We start from the raw sequence: 16130 nt of genomic DNA, 5'->3' as shown, positions 1-16130 counted from the left end.
TCGGCGACGGCGCCTCGACTGGCGCCTGCTCCGCAGCACGCAGACGCCACTCCGATGCTGCCCGCTCCTTCACCGAGCGCAGTGCATCGGCGATCAAGACTCCGGAGCCGCCGCAAGGCGGCGTCCGGCCATTCAGGCCCGTGTATTCGTCCAATCCGAATGCCGGGCATCCAGACGAGAGAATCACCGTGGCCCGTACCACTCCCATCGAGCGTTACCGCAACTTCGGCATCATGGCGCACATCGATGCCGGCAAGACGACCACGACCGAACGCATCCTGTTCTACACGGGCGTCAACCACAAGATCGGCGAAGTGCACGAAGGTGCTGCGACGATGGACTGGATGGAGCAGGAGCAGGAGCGCGGCATCACCATCACTTCCGCCGCCACGACGGCGTTCTGGAAGGGGATGGACAAATCCTTCGAAGAGCACCGCTTCAACATCATCGACACCCCCGGGCACGTCGACTTCACCATCGAAGTCGAGCGTTCGTTGCGCGTGCTGGATGGCGCGGTGTTCGTGCTGTGCGCGGTCGGCGGCGTCCAGCCGCAGTCCGAGACCGTGTGGCGTCAGGCCAACAAGTACGCCGTGCCGCGCATGGCCTTCGTCAACAAGATGGACCGTACCGGTGCCAACTTCGACAAGGTCGTCGAGCAGCTGAAGTCGCGTCTTGGCGCGTACGCGGTGCCGATGCAGGTGCCGATCGGGGCGGAAGAAGGCTTCGAGGGCGTGGTCGACCTCATCAAGATGAAAGCCATCATCTGGAACATGGAAGACAAAGGCGCCACCTTCACCTATGGCGATATTCCGGCGCATCTGGTCGACAAGGCCAAAGAGGCGCGCAATTTCATGGTCGAGGCTGCTGCCGAGGCCAACGAAGAGCTGATGGACAAGTACCTCAACGAGGGCGAGTTGACCGAAGAAGAAATCATCTTCGGCATCCGCGCCCGGACGCTGCGCGTGGAGATCGTTCCCGTGCTGTGCGGTACCGCGTTCAAGAACAAGGGCGTGCAGGCGATGCTCGACGCCGTCGTGCAACTGCTGCCGTCGCCGCTTGATCGCCCGCCGGTGCCCGGCATCGACGAAAACGACAAGGAAGACACCCGCGCGGCCGACGACAAGGCGCCGTTCTCGGCGCTGGCGTTCAAGATCATGACCGATCCATTCGTCGGTTCACTGACGTTCTTCCGCGTCTACTCGGGCACGCTCAACTCCGGCGACCAGGTCTACAACCCGGTCAAGTCGAAGAAAGAGCGCATCGGCCGTATTCTGCAGATGCACGCCAACAACCGCGAAGAAATCAAGCAGGTCAATGCCGGCGATATCGCCGCAGCGGTCGGTCTGAAAGACGTGACCACCGGCGACACCCTGTGCTCGCAGGACCACATCATCACCCTCGAGCGCATGATCTTCCCGGAGCCCGTCATCTCGATGGCGGTTGAACCGAAGACCAAGTCCGACCAGGAAAAGATGGGCATCGCCCTTGGCCGTCTGGCCCAGGAAGATCCGTCGTTCCGCGTGCGTACCGACGAGGAATCCGGTCAGACCATCATCGCCGGCATGGGCGAACTGCACCTGGACATCCTTGTCGACCGCATGCGGCGTGAGTTCAACGTCGAAGCCAATGTGGGCAAGCCGCAGGTGGCGTACCGCGAAACCATCCGCAAGTCGGATGTGAAGTCTGACTACAAGCACGCCAAGCAGTCGGGCGGCAAGGGTCAGTACGGTCACGTCGTGATCGAACTGTCGCCGATGAACGAAGCCGATCGCGCCAATGAAGACGTCAAGAACGATTTCCTGTTCATCAACGACATCACCGGCGGCGTGATTCCGAAGGAATTCATCCCGGCGGTCGAGAAGGGCATGCGCGAAACCATCACCAGCGGCCCGTTGGCGGGCTTCCCGGTGGTGGGCGTGAAAGCCAAGCTGGTGTTCGGTTCGTACCACGACGTCGACTCGTCGGAAATGGCGTTCAAGCTCGCCGCGTCGATGGCGTTCAAGGAAGGTTTCCGCAAGGCCGACCCGGTTCTGCTGGAGCCGATCATGAAGGTCGAAGTGGTGACCCCGGAAGACTACGTCGGCGACGTGATGGGCGACTTGAGCCGTCGTCGCGGCCTGCTTCAGGGCCAGGATGACACGCCGTCGGGCAAGACCATCAACGCCATGGTGCCGCTGGGCGAAATGTTCGGTTACGCGACCACCATCCGCTCGCTGACCCAGGGCCGGGCGACCTTCACGATGGAGTTCGATCACTACGCCGAAGCGCCGACCAACATCGCCGATTCGATCATCAAGAAGAGCTGAGTCGAGGCCGGCTGAGGCTGGCCTCGCTTTCCACAGCATTTCAGATCATTCAAGCATCCAGATAAAGAGAGAGACATCATGGCAAAGGGTAAGTTCGAGCGCACCAAGCCGCACGTGAACGTGGGCACGATCGGTCACGTTGACCACGGCAAGACGACGCTGACGGCGGCGCTGACGAAGATCGGCGCGGAACGTTTCGGTGGCGAGTTCAAGGCATACGACCAGATCGACGCGGCGCCGGAAGAGAAGGCGCGCGGTATCACGATTTCGACGGCGCACGTGGAATACGAGAGCCCGAACCGTCACTACGCGCACGTGGATTGCCCGGGCCATGCGGACTACGTGAAGAACATGATCACGGGTGCGGCGCAGATGGACGGCGCGATCCTGGTGTGTTCGGCGGCGGACGGTCCGATGCCGCAGACGCGCGAGCACATTCTGCTGGCCCGTCAGGTCGGTGTGCCGTACATCATCGTCTACCTGAACAAGGCGGACCTGGTGGACGACGCGGAGCTGCTTGAGCTGGTCGAGATGGAAGTGCGCGAGCTGCTGAGCAAGTACGAGTTTCCGGGCGACGACACCCCGATCGTGACCGGTTCGGCGCGTTCGGCGCTGGAAGGCGACCAGAGCGAGATTGGCGTTCCGTCGATCCTGAAGCTGGTGGAAGCGCTGGACACGTGGATTCCGCAGCCGGAGCGCGACATCGACAAGGCGTTCCTGATGCCGGTGGAAGACGTGTTCTCGATTTCGGGTCGCGGCACGGTGGTGACGGGTCGTATCGAGCGCGGCATCGTGAAGGTGGGCGACGAAATCGAGATCGTGGGTATTCGTCCGACGCAGAAGACGACGGTGACGGGCGTGGAGATGTTCCGCAAGCTGCTGGACAGCGGCGAGGCCGGCGACAACGTCGGCTGCCTGCTGCGCGGCACGAAGCGCGACGACGTGGAGCGTGGCCAGGTGCTGTGCAAGCCCGGTTCGATCAAGCCGCACACGGACTTCGAGGCCGAGGTGTATGTGCTGTCGAAGGACGAGGGTGGCCGTCATACGCCGTTCTTCAAGGGTTACCGTCCGCAGTTCTACTTCCGCACGACCGACATCACGGGTGCTTGCGAGCTTCCGGAAGGCGTGGAGATGGTGATGCCTGGCGACAACGTGAAGATGGTGGTGAGCCTGATCAACCCGGTGGCGATGGACGAAGGTCTGCGTTTCGCGATTCGCGAGGGTGGCCGTACGGTCGGCGCTGGCGTCGTCGCCAAGATCATCAAGTGATGGTTTGACCTGCGCGAGGGCGCGGGTTTACCGGATCCTCGCCCCCACGAAGGCGAGGGTCCGTCTGCTTCAACTTCAGGGACGGGCCGGATTCTCGGGACCGGTCCAAGCCGGAACAAAAAAGAGGGTGTCGATGGCTTGCAAGCTCGGCTGTAGCCCCTCTATAATGCAAGACCACTTCGCGAATTGCCCTCGGGCGGTTCGCGGATAAGCGAAATGAAGTGCTGGATGCGCTTCGTCTTCGCCGGACAGGGAAACGTCGCAACGGCATCGCCCCCGCCCGCTCCGAGAATACTCGGGGCAACTGCGGCAGGGGCATGTAGTCGCGTCCTCGATTCCCTCTCTGGCGGACCGGTTAACCGGTCTGCTTTTTTTTGAGATTCGGATAAGTTTTCGGAGGTCATTGCCTCCTTGAAATTTGAAGATTTTCAAGCACTTATAGTTCGATGTTTGCAGCTGTTTCGATAAAAACAACGGGGTTCGACGCACCTAGCCGTCGGGCCTGTCGCTCTTTCTACGAGGAATTCCGTCATGGCGGACCAAAAGATCCGGATCCGGCTGAAAGCATTCGATCATCGTCTGATCGATCGTTCGGCCAGTGAGATCGTCGAGACAGCGAAGCGGACCGGCGCACAAGTGCGCGGCCCGATTCCGCTTCCGACCAAGATCGAACGCTATACCGTCCTGGTGTCCCCGCACGTCGACAAGGACGCGCGTGACCAGTACGAAACCCGCACGCACAAGCGCGTGCTCGATATCGTCGACCCCAACGACAAGACCGTGGACGCGCTGATGAAGCTCGAGCTCGCGGCTGGCGTCGACGTCCAGATCAAATTGACCTGAGGCCGCCACCATGACCGCGAAGAAATATTCGTTGGGCATCGTCGGCCGCAAGGCCGGCATGAGCCGACTGTTCACCGAAGACGGCAAGTCCATCCCGGTGACACTGATCGAAGCCACGCCGAATCGTATCGTCCAGATCAAGACCACGGAATCCGACGGCTACAGCGCCGTGCAGATCACCGCCGGCGTCAAGCGCGCTGCGCTGATCAACAAGCCGGAAGCTGGTCACCTCGCCAAGGCGAAGGTTGAAGCTGGCCGCGGCCTGTGGGAGCTGCGCGTCGAAGCCGACAAGATCGGCGACTTCCAGGTAGGCGGCGAAATCAAGGCCGACATCTTCGAGGTCGGCCAGATCGTTGACGTGCAGGGCATCACCAAGGGCAAAGGTTTCCAGGGCACGATCAAGCGCTGGAACTTCACCATGGGCGACGCGACGCACGGCAACTCGCTGTCGCATCGCTCGCCCGGCTCCATCGGCCAGCGCCAGACGCCGGGCCGCGTGTTTCCGGGTAAGAAGATGTCCGGCCACATGGGCGCCGAGCAGCAGACGACGCAGCGTCTTGAAGTGGTCAAGGTCGACGCCGAGCGCGGCCTGATCGCGATCAAGGGCGCGGTCCCGGGCGCTCCGGGCGGCGACGTCATTGTCCGTCCGACGACGAAGTAAGGGAGACGACAATGGAACTCGCCATCAACAACAGCAGTAAGACCGTCTCGGTCTCTGACGCCGTTTTCGGCCGCGAATTCAGTCATGACCTCGTGCATCAGGTCGTGGTCGCCTATCGCAATGCCGGTCGCGCCGGGACCAAGGCGCAGAAAACCCGCGCCGAAGTCAACGGCACCACCAAGAAGTCGAAGAAGCAGAAAGGCGGCGGCGCACGTCATGGCGCGCTGACTGCTCCGATCTTCGTCGGCGGTGGCCGCGCGTTCGCGGCGAAGCCGCGCAGCTTCGCGCAGAAGGTCAATCGCAAGATGTATCGCGCCGCGATCGCCGCGATTCTGTCCGAGCTGAATCGTCAGGGTCGGATCACGATCGTCGAGTCTTTCGATATCGACGGCCCGAAGACCAGTGGGCTGATCGAGAAGCTCAAGGGTTTCGAGCTCGGCAAGCGTCCGCTGATCGTCACCGAAGACGCATCCGAGAACCTGTTCCTGTCCGCCCGCAATCTGCCGTACGTGCAGGTGCGCGATGTCCAGGGTCTGGATCCGGTTGCGCTGGTCGGCGCTGACAGCGTCCTGATGACCGCCGATGCGGTCAAGAAGATCGAGGAGTGGCTGGCATGAACGACGCCAAGCTCTATAGCGTGATCCGTGCGCCGCGCGTGTCCGAAAAGACCGTTCGCGCCCAGGAAACTTCCAATCAGTACGCGTTCGAAGTCGCCACAGACGCTACCAAGGCCGATATCAAGATTGCCGTCGAAAAGCTTTTCGACGTGAAAGTCGAGTCGGTCAACGTGCTCAATGTGAAGGGCAAGAACAAGGCTTTCCGTAACCGTAACGGTCGCCGTGGCGACTGGCGCAAAGCCTACGTGACGCTGGCCGAAGGCCAGTCGATCGACGTCACCACGGTCAAGGTCTGAGGACTCACCGATGCCATTGATGACATTCAACCCCACTTCTCCCGGCCGCCGTAGTGCTGTCCGCGTGGTCACGCCGGGCCTGCACAAAGGCGCGCCGCATGCCGCGCTGGTCGAGAAGCAGGGCAAGACCGGTGGTCGTAACCACCATGGTCGCATCACCACCCGCCATATCGGCGGTGGCCACAAGCAGCACTACCGCATCATCGACTTCAAGCGCGACAAGGTCGGCATTGCGGCGAAGGTCGAACGGATCGAATACGATCCCAACCGCACCGCGCACATCGCGCTGCTGTGCTATGTCGATGGCGAGCGCCGCTACATCATCGCGCCGAAGGGCCTGAAGGCCGGCGATCAGGTGATCGCGGGCAACGATGCGCCGATCAAACCCGGCAATACGTTGCCGCTGCGCAATATTCCGGTTGGTTCGACCGTGCATTGCATCGAAATGAAGCCGGGCAAGGGCGCGCAGATCGCCCGCGCCGCCGGTGCTGGCGTCCAGTTGGTCGCCCGCGAAGGTATTTACGCGATGCTCCGCCTGCGTTCGGGCGAAATGCGCAAGGTGCCTGCCGAATGCTGCGCCACCATCGGCGAAGTCGGCAACACCGAGCACAACCTCGAGAAACTCGGCAAGGCCGGTGCCAAGCGCTGGCGCGGCATCAAGCCGACCGTTCGCGGCGCGGCCATGAACCCGGTCGACCATCCGCACGGTGGCGGCGAGGCGAAGGCCGGCCAAGGTAACCCGCATCCGGTCACTCCCTGGGGTGTCCCGACCAAGGGTTACAAGACCCGCAAGAACAAGCGCACGCAGAAGTTCATCGTGCGCGACCGCAGGAGCTAATCGACCATGGCACGTTCACTCAAGAAGGGTCCGTTCATCGACCACCATCTCATCAAGAAGGTGGAGACTGCGGGCAACAACAAGAAGCCGATCAAGACCTGGTCGCGTCGTTCCACCATCCTGCCGGAAATGATCGGGTTCACGATCGCCGTGCACAACGGCAAGAATCACGTGCCGGTGCTGGTCAACGAGAACATGGTCGGTCACAAGCTCGGCGAGTTCGCGCTCACCCGGACCTTCAAGGGTCACGGCGGCGACAAGAAGGGCAAGTAAGACATGGCGACCATCAACAATAGCAACGACGCGAAAGCGATCCTGCGTACAGCCCGCATCTCTCCGCAGAAAGCCCGACTGGTCGCCGACCAGGTCCGTGGCCTCTCCGCCGAGCGTGCCGTCAACCTGCTCCGGTTCTCGGACAAGAAGGCTGCCGCCATGATCCGCAAGGTCGTGGAATCGGCGATCGCGAATGCCGAGAACAACCAAGGCGCCGACATCGACCTGCTGAAGGTCAAGGCCATCATGGTCGATGAAGGTCCGATGCTGAAGCGTTTCATGGCCCGCGCCAAAGGCCGCGGAACCCGCATTCTGAAGCGCACCAGCCACATCACCGTGGTCGTGGGCGAGGGCAAATAAGTATGGGCCACAAAGTACATCCGACCGGTATCCGCCTCGGCATTTCCAAGGATTGGAATTCGAAGTGGTACGCGGGCAAGAAGGAATTCGCCGGTTTTCTGGCCGCAGACCTCAAGGTTCGCGAAATGCTGCGCAAGAAACTCGCCGCTGCCGGAATCAGCAAGATCCTGATCGAGCGTCCGAACAAGACCGCGCGCGTGACCGTGCACACCGCCCGCCCAGGCGTGGTGATCGGCAAGCGCGGCGAAGATATCGAGAAATTGCGCAAGGAAATCAGCGATGTGATGGGCGTTCCCGCGCACATCAACGTCACCGAAGTCCGCAAGCCTGAGCTCGATGCGCAGCTGGTGGCCGAATCGATCGCTCAGCAGCTCGAGCGCCGCATCATGTTCCGTCGTGCGATGAAGCGCGCTGTAGGCAACGCGATCCGACTCGGCGCGCTCGGCATCAAGGTCAATGTCGCTGGCCGCCTCAACGGCGCCGAAATCGCCCGTTCGGAGTGGTATCGCGAAGGCCGCGTGCCGCTGCACACCCTGCGCGCGGACGTCGATTATGGTTTTGCCGAAGCGCATACCACCTACGGCGTCATCGGCATCAAGACCTGGATCTACAAGGGCGAGATCTTCGATTTCTCCCAAGTCGGCCAGGAGAAGCAAGACGATTCTCCGCGCGGCGAGCGTGGCGATCGTAACGACCGCAATGATCGCGACCGCCCGCGTGGCCCGCGTCGTGATCGCGAGGCGAGGGACTAATCATGTTGCAACCCAAGCGAACCAAATACCGCAAGCTCTTCAAAGGCCGTAACGACGGTCTGAGCTGGAGCGCAAATGCGGTCAGCTTCGGCCAGTACGGCCTGAAGGCGACCGCGACCGGCCGTCTGACCGCCCGTCAAATCGAAGCCGCGCGTCGGACCATCAGCCGCTACGTCAAGCGCGGCGGCAAGATGTGGATCCGCGTGTTTCCCGACAAGCCGATCACGCAGAAGCCGATCGAAGTCCGCATGGGCTCCGGTAAGGGCAACGTCGAGTACTGGGTCGCGCAGATCCAGCCCGGCCGCATGATCTACGAGATCGAGGGCGTCGACGAGGCGACCGCGCGCGAGGCTTTCCGTCTCGCCGCCGCCAAGCTCTCGGTCACCACCACTTTCGTGACCCGGACGGTGCGCTGATGGAACTCAAACAACTCCGTGCCAAGTCGGCCGATGAGCTGAAGAGCCACCTGCTCGATCTGCAGAAAGAGCGTTTCTCGCTCCGCATGCAGAAAGCGACCGGCCAGCTCGCCAAGACCCACGACATTCGTCGCGTGCGCCGTGAAATCGCCCGCGTCAACATGTTGCTCGGTATGAAGAAGTAAGGACCGACGACCATGAATATTGAAATCAAGCCGGATACCGAAAAGAAGCAGCGCACTGTGCAGGGCCGTGTTGTCAGCAACAAGATGGATAAAACCGTCACTGTGCTGGTCGAACGCCAGGTCAAGCATGAGCTGTACGGCAAGTACATCCGCCGGTCGACCAAGCTGCACGCCCACGACGCAGAGAACAGCTGCAAGGAAGGCGATGTGGTACGTGTCGCCGAGTGCGCCCCGATGTCGAAAACCAAGAACTGGCGCGTCGTCGAAATCGTCGAACGTGCAGCCGAATAACCGAGGAGGCTGAATCATGATCCAGATGCAGAGCCATCTCGAAGTGGCTGACAATTCCGGCGCCAAAGAAGTGATGTGTATCAAGGTGCTTGGCGGTTCAAAGCGCCGCTACGCCCACATTGGCGACATCATCAAGGTGTCGATCAAGGACGCCATCCCGCGCGGCAAGGTCAAGAAGGGCGAGGTGTACAACGCCGTTGTGGTGCGCACCCGCAAGGGCGTGCGTCGTGCCGACGGATCGCTGATCCGCTTCGACACCAACGCTGCAGTGCTGTTGAACAACAAACATGAACCGATCGGCACACGTATCTTCGGACCGGTAACGCGCGAGCTGCGTTCCGAGAAGTTCATGAAGATCGTCTCGCTCGCGCCCGAAGTGCTCTGAGCGGAGGAATAGACATGAATCGCATCAAAAAGGGCGACCGTGTGGTCGTCACCGCAGGCAAGGACAAGGGCAAGCAGGGTGATGTCATGAGCGTTGCCGGCGACCGCGTGGTCGTTGCCAACATCAACATCATCAAGCGCCACACAAAGCCGAACCCGCAAGCGGGTCAGCCCGGCGGCGTGATCGAGCGCGAAGCTTCGATCCATATTTCCAACGTCATGCTGTTCAACCCGGCCTCAGGCAAGGGCGAGCGCATCGGTATCAAAGAGCTGGAGGATGGACGCAAACTGCGTGTGTTCCGCTCCAGCGGTGAGGCGGTTGACGCCTGAGGAATGCAAAAATGACGACACGTCTGGAACAGTTCTACAAGGATGAAGTGGTGCCGAAGCTGATGAAGCAGTTCGGTTACACCAATCCGATGCAGGTGCCGAAGCTGGTGAAGATCACGCTCAACATGGGCGTGGGCGAAGCAGCGGCGAACAAGAAAGTGCTCGAGAACGCGGTCGCCGATATGGCGAAGATCTCCGGCCAGAAGCCGGTGGTCACCAAGGCTCGCGTCTCGGTCGCGTCCTTCAAGATCCGCGATGGTTGGCCGATCGGCTGCAAGACCACGCTGCGTCGCGCCAAGATGTACGAGTTCCTCGATCGCCTGGTGAACATCTCGCTGCCGCGCGTCCGCGACTTCCGTGGCGTGTCGGGCCGCGCGTTCGATGGCCGCGGCAACTACAACATGGGTGTGAAGGAACAGATCATCTTCCCGGAAATCGATTTCGACGCCGTCGACGCGGTTCGCGGCATGGATATCGCCATCACCACCACCGCGAAGACCGACGCTGAAGCGAAGGCTTTGCTGGAAGCCTTCCGCTTCCCGTTCCGCAACTGATTCCAGGACAGGCATCCCATGGCAAAGACCTCAATGGTGAACCGCGAAGTCAAGCGGAAGAAGCTCGCGAAGAAATTTGCGGCCAAGCGTGACGCGCTCAAGAAGATCATCAACAGCCAGGACGGCGATTTCGAAGAGAAGATGGCAGCGGCCACCAAGCTGCAGAAGTTGCCGCGCGACTCTTCGCCGTCCCGGCAGACCCTGCGCTGCGTGCTGACCGGCCGTCCGCGCGGCGTGTATCGCAAGTTCGGCCTCGGCCGCAACAAGCTGCGCGAAGCCACCATGCGCGGTGACGTGCCGGGCCTGCGCAAGGCCAGCTGGTAAGCAACCCTTCTGGGCTGTTAGACTAGCCGGCTGTTAGATCAAGTGATTCCGCAGGCCGGTTCGTCCGGCCTGCAGCCGTCTCCGGCGGCAGGCTTCAAATGTACCGCCCCGGGCGACCGGGCTTCCTTGGCAGGTTTATACCTGCCGCTCAAAACATACAGATTTCGCGAAAGCGGATATCGGTGCTACTCATAAGGTGACTCTCAATGAGCATGACTGATCCCATCGCCGACATGCTGGTCCGCATCAGAAATGCGGCCGCAGTCGGCAAGCAGACGGTGAAAATGCCGTCGTCGAAGACGAAAGTCGCGATCGCCAACGTCCTCAAGACGGAAGGCTATATCGGCGATATCCGCGTGACCGAGGAAGGCGCCAAGGCGACCCTCGAAATCGCACTGAAATACTACGAGGGCAAGCCGGTCATCGAGCGCCTGCACCGCGTGTCGCGTTCTGGCCTGCGCCAGTATCGTGGCAAGGACGCGCTGCCGAAAGTGCTCGGCGGTCTCGGCGTCGCCATCATTTCAACCTCCAAGGGCATCATGACCGACACGCAGGCACGCCAACAGGGCGTCGGCGGTGAAGTCCTGTGCTTCGTGGCGTAAGGAGAGCTCGCCCATGTCTCGTGTCGCCAAAAAACCGATCGCCTTCCCGAAAGGCATCGAATTCAACATCCAATCCGACAGCGTGAGCGTCAAGGGCCCCAAGGGCACCTTGTCGATCGCGAAGCCTGCCGGTATCGAAGTCAAGATCGAAGATGGCACTGCCCAGCTTTCGGCCAACGAAGATGCACTGATTCCGCTGACCGGCACCCTGCGCGCGATCATCGCGAACATGGTGCATGGCGTCAGCGAGGGTTTCGTTCGCAAGCTCGATCTCGTCGGCGTCGGTTACCGCGCCTCGATGCAGGGCAGCGATCTGAACCTGTCGCTCGGCTTCTCGCATCCCGTCGTGTTTCCGGCGCCCGAAGGCATCACCATCGCCACGCCGACCCAGACCGAAATCCTGGTCTCGGGTGCCGACAAGCAGCGCGTCGGCGAAGTCGCGGCAAAGATCCGCGCATTCCGCCCACCGGAACCCTACAAGGGCAAAGGCGTGAAGTACTCCGACGAAACCATCATTCGCAAGGAAGCCAAGAAGGCCTGATCGGCCTATCCGCTTCCCAAGGATCAAGAACATGAGCAGCATCAAGAACACCGCCCGCCTGCGCCGCGCCAAATCAACGCGCGCGCACATCCGCGAACTCGGCGTGCCCCGCCTGACCGTGCTGCGCACGGGGCAGCACCTGTACGCCCAGGTTTTCACCGCCGATGGCTCCAAAGTGCTGGCAGCCGCCAACACGATGCAGACCGACGTGGGCGACGGTCTCAAGAGCAAGAAGAACAGCGAGGCAGCCGCGAAAGTGGGTCGCATGATCGCCGAGAAAGCGCGCGCCGCCGGTATCGAGAAGATCGCATTCGATCGGTCGGGTTACCGCTATCACGGCCGTATCAAGGCGCTCGCTGAAGCGGCTCGCGAAGGCGGTCTGAAGTTCTGAGCTGGTGTTGAAAGGGTGGGGGCTCGTCCCCACCCGTGTTTCACCCGCCGGTGTGGCAGACACCGGGCGCGCTCTCCGGTTCCGGGCGGCGTGATACATCCGATGCACATCACAATCATAAGCGGCGAAGCCGCAATTTTCCCAAACTCAAACGAGATATCGAAATGGCAGAGCAACGTGAATCGCGCGGACGCGATCGTGATCGCAACCGCGAAGAAGTCGATGATGGCATGATCGAAAAGCTGATCGCGGTCAACCGCGTCAGCAAGACCGTCAAGGGCGGTCGCCAGTTCACCTTCACCGCTTTGACGGTGGTGGGCGATGGTTCCGGCAAGGTCGGCTTCGGTTATGGCAAGGCACGCGAAGTGCCGGTCGCGATCCAGAAATCGATGGAATACGCGCGCAAGAACATGAGTAATGTCGACCTGAACAACGGTACCCTTTGGCATGCCGTCAAGTCGGGTCACGGTGCTGCCCATGTGTACATGCAGCCTGCTTCCGAAGGTACTGGCGTCATCGCCGGTGGCGCGATGCGCGCCGTCCTCGAAGCGGTCGGCGTGAAGAACGTGTTGGCCAAGGCCACCGGTTCGCGTAATCCGATCAATCTGGTGCGCGCCACGCTCAGGGGCCTCGAAGCCATGCAGTCGCCGACCCGCATCGCGGCCAAGCGCGGCAAGAAGACCGAGGAGATCCAGCATGGCTAATTCCAGCAATGGCGGCACGATCAAGGTTCGTCTGGTCAAAGGCCTGCGCGGTACCCAGGCGCGTCACCGTCTTTCGGTGAAGGCGCTGGGCCTGAACAAATTGAATGATGTCCGTGAACTCAAGGACAGTCCGCAGGTGCGTGGTCTTATCACGCAGTTGCACTATCTCGTTCGCGTAGAGGAGTAATCGTATGCGCCTGAATACACTCAAGCCCGCCGACGGCGCCCGCAAAGAGCGCACCCGCGTCGGTCGTGGCATCGGTTCCGGTCTCGGCAAAACAGCGGGTCGCGGCCACAAGGGTTCTTTCGCTCGCGCGGGCAAGGGCAAGATCAAGGCCGGTTTCGAAGGCGGTCAGATGCCCATGCAGCGCCGCCTGCCGAAGATCGGCTTCCGCTCGAAGATGTCGAAAGACACCGCTGAAGTGCTGCTCTACCAACTGGAAAAGCTTGAAGGCATCATCGATCTCGAGGTTCTTCGTGCCGCCAAGCTGGTGCCGCCCGGCGTGAAGAAGGTCAAGGTCGTGAAGAAAGGTGAGCTGAGCAAAAAGCTCGTGCTCAAAGGCATTCTGGCGACTGCTGGCGCGCGTGCGGAGATCGAAGCCGCCGGCGGCAGTTTCGAGGAGTAATCCGGGCATGGCGCGAAGCGCGAATGCAATGGCTGGCGTCGGCGGCGGGCTCGGTAAATTCACCGAGCTGCGCTCCCGGCTGCTGTTCGTGGTGGGGGCGTTGATCGTTTACCGCATTGGTTGTTATATCCCAGTGCCGGGCGTCAACCCCGAGGCCATGCTGCAGTTGATGGAGTCCCAGAAGGGCACCATCGTCGACATGTTCAACATGTTTTCCGGCGGTGCGTTGCAGCGCTTCAGCCTGTTCGCGTTGAACGTTGTGCCGTATATCTCGGCATCGATCATCGTGCAGTTGCTGGTACAGATCGTTCCGAGCCTGAAAGCCATCCAGAAGGAAGGCGAATCCGGTCGGCGTCGCATCACCCAGTGGTCGCGTATCGGTGCGATTCCATTGGCGATGTTCCAGGCGGCAGGTATCGCTACGGCTCTGCAGGCCTCGGGAGCCAACAACGGCATACCTGTGGTGTATTCGCCGGGCATGGGGTTCGTGCTGACCGCAGTCGTTTCGCTGACCGCAGGCACGATGTTCCTGATGTGGCTCGGCGAACAGGTGACCGAGCGCGGCATCGGCAACGGCGTTTCGTTGATCATCTTCGCTGGCATTGTTGCGGGTTTGCCGGGCGCCGTGCTCAACACCCTCGATCAGGCCAGCAAAGGTGACATGAGCCCACTCACGGTCATTGCGATCATCGTCATCGTCTTGGCGTTCACTTATTTCGTGGTGTTCGTGGAGCGTGGTCAACGTCGGATCACGGTGAACTATGCGCGCCGTCAGGGCGGTCGCAACGCCTACATGAACCAGACGTCATTCCTGCCGCTCAAGCTCAACATGTCTGGCGTCATCCCGGCGATTTTCGCTTCGTCCATCATCATGTTCCCGGCCACTGCTTCCACCTGGTTCAGTGCCAGCGGCAACGTCAGCGTGCTTCAGAAGGTTGCCCAAGCGCTTTCTCCCGGCGAGCCGCTGTATATGATCCTGTTCGCGGCATTGATCATCGGTTTCGCGTTTTTCTATACTGCGCTGGTGTTCAATTCGCAGGAAACTGCCGACAATCTTAAGAAATCGGGCGCTTTGATTCCGGGTATTCGTCCCGGCAAAGCGACTGCCGACTATATCGATGCGGTATTGACGCGGCTGACGATGGCAGGTGCGATTTACCTGGTGATCGTTTGCCTGCTGCCGACGTTCATGCAGACCGAGCTTGGTACCTCGTTCTATTTCGGGGGGACCTCACTGCTGATCGTTGTGGTCGTGGTCATGGACTTCATCGCTCAAATCCAAGCGCATCTGATGTCCCATCAGTATGAAAGTCTGTTGAAAAAGGCGAATTTGAAAGGAGGGTCACGGGGACGTTGATCGACGCAAGTCGCTTGTTTCCAGTGATCCGATACACCGCGGGCCTGCTGGCCCGAACCAAGGATGGCAACACTGTATTTCCGCTTTCCCGCTCTCACGGGAAAGCAAGATGGGCGACCTGCGCGGCGGTCTCGAGCGCAGGTGGGCCCGGGTCTGTACCGGCACTTGAGGAGTGCTGGTCGCTGGGTAGGGTCGCTTTGACAAGAAGCGGTTCTGCTCCATCAACCCGGGTCCATCGCCGGAGCATGGGCACTCTCCCCATGCCGGAAGAGCTGATGGTTCCCTTTCGGGGGCGCCGTTGGGCGGCGTTTTTGGCGCTGCCTCTTCCCTCAAGATCGAGGCCCTGTTAGAATTTCGAGTTCACTTATCCAAGTGCCCTATCCGCCGGGGTTACCCGGTCGCCAAACCAGTTGGAGATTCGCGCATGGCGCGTATTGCAGGTGTCAACCTGCCTGCCCAGAAACACGTCTGGGTCGGGCTGCAAAGCATCTACGGCATTGGCCGTACCCGTTCGAAGCAGGTCTGCGAGGCTGCAGGCGTCACTTCGAGCACCAAGATCCGCGACCTGTCCGAATCCGAGGTCGAGCGTCTCCGCGCCGAAATCGGCAAGATCACGGTCGAGGGCGACCTCCGTCGTGAAGTGGGCATGGCTATCAAACGCCTGATGGACCTGGGCTGCTACCGCGGCTTGCGTCATCGTCGTGGCCTGCCGCTCCGCGGCCAGCGTACCCGGACCAATGCACGTACCCGCAAGGGTCCGCGCAAGGCCATCAAGAAGTAAGGGGCAACGATCATGGCCAAGCCGGCAGCAAACAAAACCAAGAAGAAGATCAAGCGGGTCGTCACCGACGGCATCGCCCACGTCCATGCTTCGTTCAACAACACCATCGTCACGATCACCGATCGCCAAGGCAATGCGCTCTCGTGGGCAACGTCGGGCGGCGCGGGTTTTCGTGGTTCGCGCAAGTCGACGCCGTTCGCCGCGCAGGTCGCTGCCGAAAAGGCCGGAAAGGCCGCGCTCGATTACGGGCTGAAGGCGTTGGAAGTGCGGATCAAGGGCCCGGGCCCGGGTCGCGAATCGGCCGTGCGTTCGTTGAACAGCGTCGGCTACAAGATCATCAACATCATCGACGTGACGCCCATCCCGCACAACGGGTGCCGTCCGCCGAAAAAGCGTCGCGTTTAACGCGACGGCCTGAGGAGCAGAAAC

General features: G+C 61.1%; 26 protein-coding genes. All 26 read left to right on the top strand.

Translation table 11 applies throughout. The features are described from left to right. Positions 1-188 precede the first annotated feature (188 nt). The 26 genes from fusA (at position 189) to rpsK (ending at position 16106) form a co-directional block, all read left to right on the top strand. Positions 189-2306 (top strand): elongation factor G, encoded by a 2118-nt coding sequence (gene fusA / locus HOP03_01945; protein ID NOT86930.1) that lies wholly within the window; start codon positions 189-191, stop codon positions 2304-2306. Between the two features lie 78 nt (positions 2307-2384). Continuing rightward, a complete protein-coding gene (gene tuf / locus HOP03_01940) occupies positions 2385-3575 on the top strand; it encodes an elongation factor Tu (GenBank protein ID NOT86929.1) in 1191 nt (396 codons plus the stop codon). 531 nt (positions 3576-4106) lie between these two features. Then, positions 4107-4418 (top strand): 30S ribosomal protein S10, encoded by a 312-nt coding sequence (gene rpsJ / locus HOP03_01935; GenBank protein ID NOT86928.1) that lies wholly within the window; start codon positions 4107-4109, stop codon positions 4416-4418. Positions 4419-4428: 10 nt separating this feature from the next. Beyond that, entirely contained in the window at positions 4429-5079 is a 651-nt protein-coding gene (rplC, locus tag HOP03_01930; protein ID NOT86927.1) for a 50S ribosomal protein L3, read from the top strand. A gap of 11 nt (positions 5080-5090) precedes the next feature. Beyond that, positions 5091-5696 (top strand): 50S ribosomal protein L4, encoded by a 606-nt coding sequence (gene rplD / locus HOP03_01925; GenBank protein NOT86926.1) that lies wholly within the window; start codon positions 5091-5093, stop codon positions 5694-5696. Beyond that, positions 5693-5992: a 50S ribosomal protein L23 gene (rplW, locus tag HOP03_01920; GenBank protein ID NOT86925.1), complete on the top strand. Its 300-nt coding sequence runs from the start codon at positions 5693-5695 to the stop codon at positions 5990-5992. The genes rplD and rplW overlap by 4 nt, the downstream gene beginning before the upstream one ends. A 10-nt stretch (positions 5993-6002) precedes the next feature. Next, positions 6003-6830: a 50S ribosomal protein L2 gene (rplB, locus tag HOP03_01915; protein ID NOT86924.1), complete on the top strand. Its 828-nt coding sequence runs from the start codon at positions 6003-6005 to the stop codon at positions 6828-6830. A gap of 6 nt (positions 6831-6836) precedes the next feature. After that, positions 6837-7103 (top strand): 30S ribosomal protein S19, encoded by a 267-nt coding sequence (gene rpsS, locus HOP03_01910; protein ID NOT86923.1) that lies wholly within the window; start codon positions 6837-6839, stop codon positions 7101-7103. 3 nt (positions 7104-7106) lie between these two features. Then, complete coding sequence (gene rplV / locus HOP03_01905; GenBank protein ID NOT86922.1) at positions 7107-7463, top strand: 50S ribosomal protein L22; 357 nt, start codon at positions 7107-7109, stop codon at positions 7461-7463. Positions 7464-7465: 2 nt separating this feature from the next. Next, entirely contained in the window at positions 7466-8215 is a 750-nt protein-coding gene (gene rpsC, locus HOP03_01900; protein ID NOT86921.1) for a 30S ribosomal protein S3, read from the top strand. Between the two features lie 2 nt (positions 8216-8217). Beyond that, entirely contained in the window at positions 8218-8631 is a 414-nt protein-coding gene (gene rplP, locus HOP03_01895) for a 50S ribosomal protein L16 (GenBank protein NOT86920.1), read from the top strand. Continuing rightward, the gene (gene rpmC / locus HOP03_01890) at positions 8631-8816 is read left to right on the top strand and encodes a 50S ribosomal protein L29 (protein ID NOT86919.1); all 186 of its coding nucleotides are present in this window, start codon (positions 8631-8633) and stop codon (positions 8814-8816) included. The genes rplP and rpmC overlap by 1 nt, the downstream gene beginning before the upstream one ends. Before the next feature lie 12 nt (positions 8817-8828). Then, positions 8829-9107 carry a 30S ribosomal protein S17 gene (rpsQ, locus tag HOP03_01885; GenBank protein NOT86918.1) on the top strand — a complete coding sequence of 93 codons (279 nt, stop codon included), beginning with the start codon at positions 8829-8831 and terminating at the stop codon, positions 9105-9107. A gap of 16 nt (positions 9108-9123) precedes the next feature. Further along, entirely contained in the window at positions 9124-9492 is a 369-nt protein-coding gene (rplN, locus tag HOP03_01880; GenBank protein NOT86917.1) for a 50S ribosomal protein L14, read from the top strand. 14 nt (positions 9493-9506) lie between these two features. Continuing rightward, positions 9507-9821: a 50S ribosomal protein L24 gene (gene rplX / locus HOP03_01875; GenBank protein NOT86916.1), complete on the top strand. Its 315-nt coding sequence runs from the start codon at positions 9507-9509 to the stop codon at positions 9819-9821. Between the two features lie 11 nt (positions 9822-9832). Next, positions 9833-10375, top strand: a complete 543-nt coding sequence (gene rplE / locus HOP03_01870; GenBank protein NOT86915.1) for a 50S ribosomal protein L5 — start codon at positions 9833-9835, stop codon at positions 10373-10375. An 18-nt stretch (positions 10376-10393) separates the two neighbouring features. Continuing rightward, positions 10394-10699: a 30S ribosomal protein S14 gene (gene rpsN, locus HOP03_01865; GenBank protein ID NOT86914.1), complete on the top strand. Its 306-nt coding sequence runs from the start codon at positions 10394-10396 to the stop codon at positions 10697-10699. A 206-nt stretch (positions 10700-10905) separates the two neighbouring features. Continuing rightward, a complete protein-coding gene (gene rpsH / locus HOP03_01860) occupies positions 10906-11301 on the top strand; it encodes a 30S ribosomal protein S8 (protein NOT86913.1) in 396 nt (131 codons plus the stop codon). 13 nt (positions 11302-11314) lie between these two features. Then, positions 11315-11842, top strand: coding sequence for a 50S ribosomal protein L6 (rplF, locus tag HOP03_01855; protein NOT86912.1), 528 nt, complete (start codon positions 11315-11317; stop codon positions 11840-11842). 31 nt (positions 11843-11873) lie between these two features. Beyond that, the gene (gene rplR, locus HOP03_01850; GenBank protein ID NOT86911.1) at positions 11874-12233 is read left to right on the top strand and encodes a 50S ribosomal protein L18; all 360 of its coding nucleotides are present in this window, start codon (positions 11874-11876) and stop codon (positions 12231-12233) included. A 164-nt stretch (positions 12234-12397) separates the two neighbouring features. Beyond that, positions 12398-12937, top strand: a complete 540-nt coding sequence (rpsE, locus tag HOP03_01845; protein ID NOT86910.1) for a 30S ribosomal protein S5 — start codon at positions 12398-12400, stop codon at positions 12935-12937. Next, complete coding sequence (rpmD, locus tag HOP03_01840; protein ID NOT86909.1) at positions 12930-13124, top strand: 50S ribosomal protein L30; 195 nt, start codon at positions 12930-12932, stop codon at positions 13122-13124. Before rpsE ends, rpmD begins: the two co-directional genes overlap by 8 nt. Before the next feature lie 4 nt (positions 13125-13128). Continuing rightward, on the top strand, positions 13129-13563 hold the full coding sequence (gene rplO / locus HOP03_01835; GenBank protein ID NOT86908.1) for a 50S ribosomal protein L15: 435 nt from the start codon (positions 13129-13131) through the stop codon (positions 13561-13563). Between the two features lie 7 nt (positions 13564-13570). Then, positions 13571-14920 carry a preprotein translocase subunit SecY gene (gene secY / locus HOP03_01830; GenBank protein NOT86907.1) on the top strand — a complete coding sequence of 450 codons (1350 nt, stop codon included), beginning with the start codon at positions 13571-13573 and terminating at the stop codon, positions 14918-14920. A gap of 424 nt (positions 14921-15344) precedes the next feature. Next, positions 15345-15701 (top strand): 30S ribosomal protein S13, encoded by a 357-nt coding sequence (gene rpsM / locus HOP03_01825; protein NOT86906.1) that lies wholly within the window; start codon positions 15345-15347, stop codon positions 15699-15701. Positions 15702-15713: 12 nt separating this feature from the next. Continuing rightward, a complete protein-coding gene (rpsK, locus tag HOP03_01820; protein NOT86905.1) occupies positions 15714-16106 on the top strand; it encodes a 30S ribosomal protein S11 in 393 nt (130 codons plus the stop codon). The last annotated feature ends 24 nt before the right edge of the window (positions 16107-16130 follow it).

It is taken from the genome of Lysobacter sp., from assembly GCA_013141175.1.
In the GTDB taxonomy this organism is placed as follows: Bacteria; Pseudomonadota; Gammaproteobacteria; order Xanthomonadales; family Xanthomonadaceae; genus Lysobacter_I.
The sequence above is the reverse complement of the archived record's forward strand: the minus strand, read 5'-3'. Positions and strand labels throughout refer to the sequence as shown.

Bases quoted from the DNA above. Each gene is read 5' to 3' on its own strand.
- rplD (NOT86926.1), top strand. From the start codon at position 5,091: ATGGAACTCGCCATCAACAACAGCAGTAAGACCGTCTCGGTCTCTGAC.
- rpsQ (NOT86918.1), top strand. From the start codon at position 8,829: ATGAATATTGAAATCAAGCCGGATACCGAAAAGAAGCAGCGCACTGTG.
- rplR (NOT86911.1), top strand. From the start codon at position 11,874: ATGAGCAGCATCAAGAACACCGCCCGCCTGCGCCGCGCCAAATCAACG.
- rplV (NOT86922.1), top strand. From the start codon at position 7,107: ATGGCGACCATCAACAATAGCAACGACGCGAAAGCGATCCTGCGTACA.
- rplO (NOT86908.1), top strand. From the start codon at position 13,129: ATGCGCCTGAATACACTCAAGCCCGCCGACGGCGCCCGCAAAGAGCGC.
- tuf (NOT86929.1), top strand. From the start codon at position 2,385: ATGGCAAAGGGTAAGTTCGAGCGCACCAAGCCGCACGTGAACGTGGGC.
- rplX (NOT86916.1), top strand. From the start codon at position 9,507: ATGAATCGCATCAAAAAGGGCGACCGTGTGGTCGTCACCGCAGGCAAG.
- rpsS (NOT86923.1), top strand. From the start codon at position 6,837: ATGGCACGTTCACTCAAGAAGGGTCCGTTCATCGACCACCATCTCATC.
- secY (NOT86907.1), top strand. From the start codon at position 13,571: ATGGCGCGAAGCGCGAATGCAATGGCTGGCGTCGGCGGCGGGCTCGGT.
- rpsH (NOT86913.1), top strand. From the start codon at position 10,906: ATGAGCATGACTGATCCCATCGCCGACATGCTGGTCCGCATCAGAAAT.
- rplP (NOT86920.1), top strand. From the start codon at position 8,218: ATGTTGCAACCCAAGCGAACCAAATACCGCAAGCTCTTCAAAGGCCGT.
- rpsJ (NOT86928.1), top strand. From the start codon at position 4,107: ATGGCGGACCAAAAGATCCGGATCCGGCTGAAAGCATTCGATCATCGT.
- rpmD (NOT86909.1), top strand. From the start codon at position 12,930: ATGGCTAATTCCAGCAATGGCGGCACGATCAAGGTTCGTCTGGTCAAA.
- rpsM (NOT86906.1), top strand. From the start codon at position 15,345: ATGGCGCGTATTGCAGGTGTCAACCTGCCTGCCCAGAAACACGTCTGG.
- rplC (NOT86927.1), top strand. From the start codon at position 4,429: ATGACCGCGAAGAAATATTCGTTGGGCATCGTCGGCCGCAAGGCCGGC.
- rplN (NOT86917.1), top strand. From the start codon at position 9,124: ATGATCCAGATGCAGAGCCATCTCGAAGTGGCTGACAATTCCGGCGCC.
- rpmC (NOT86919.1), top strand. From the start codon at position 8,631: ATGGAACTCAAACAACTCCGTGCCAAGTCGGCCGATGAGCTGAAGAGC.
- rplE (NOT86915.1), top strand. From the start codon at position 9,833: ATGACGACACGTCTGGAACAGTTCTACAAGGATGAAGTGGTGCCGAAG.
- rpsN (NOT86914.1), top strand. From the start codon at position 10,394: ATGGCAAAGACCTCAATGGTGAACCGCGAAGTCAAGCGGAAGAAGCTC.
- rpsK (NOT86905.1), top strand. From the start codon at position 15,714: ATGGCCAAGCCGGCAGCAAACAAAACCAAGAAGAAGATCAAGCGGGTC.
- rpsC (NOT86921.1), top strand. From the start codon at position 7,466: ATGGGCCACAAAGTACATCCGACCGGTATCCGCCTCGGCATTTCCAAG.
- rpsE (NOT86910.1), top strand. From the start codon at position 12,398: ATGGCAGAGCAACGTGAATCGCGCGGACGCGATCGTGATCGCAACCGC.
- rplW (NOT86925.1), top strand. From the start codon at position 5,693: ATGAACGACGCCAAGCTCTATAGCGTGATCCGTGCGCCGCGCGTGTCC.
- rplF (NOT86912.1), top strand. From the start codon at position 11,315: ATGTCTCGTGTCGCCAAAAAACCGATCGCCTTCCCGAAAGGCATCGAA.
- rplB (NOT86924.1), top strand. From the start codon at position 6,003: ATGCCATTGATGACATTCAACCCCACTTCTCCCGGCCGCCGTAGTGCT.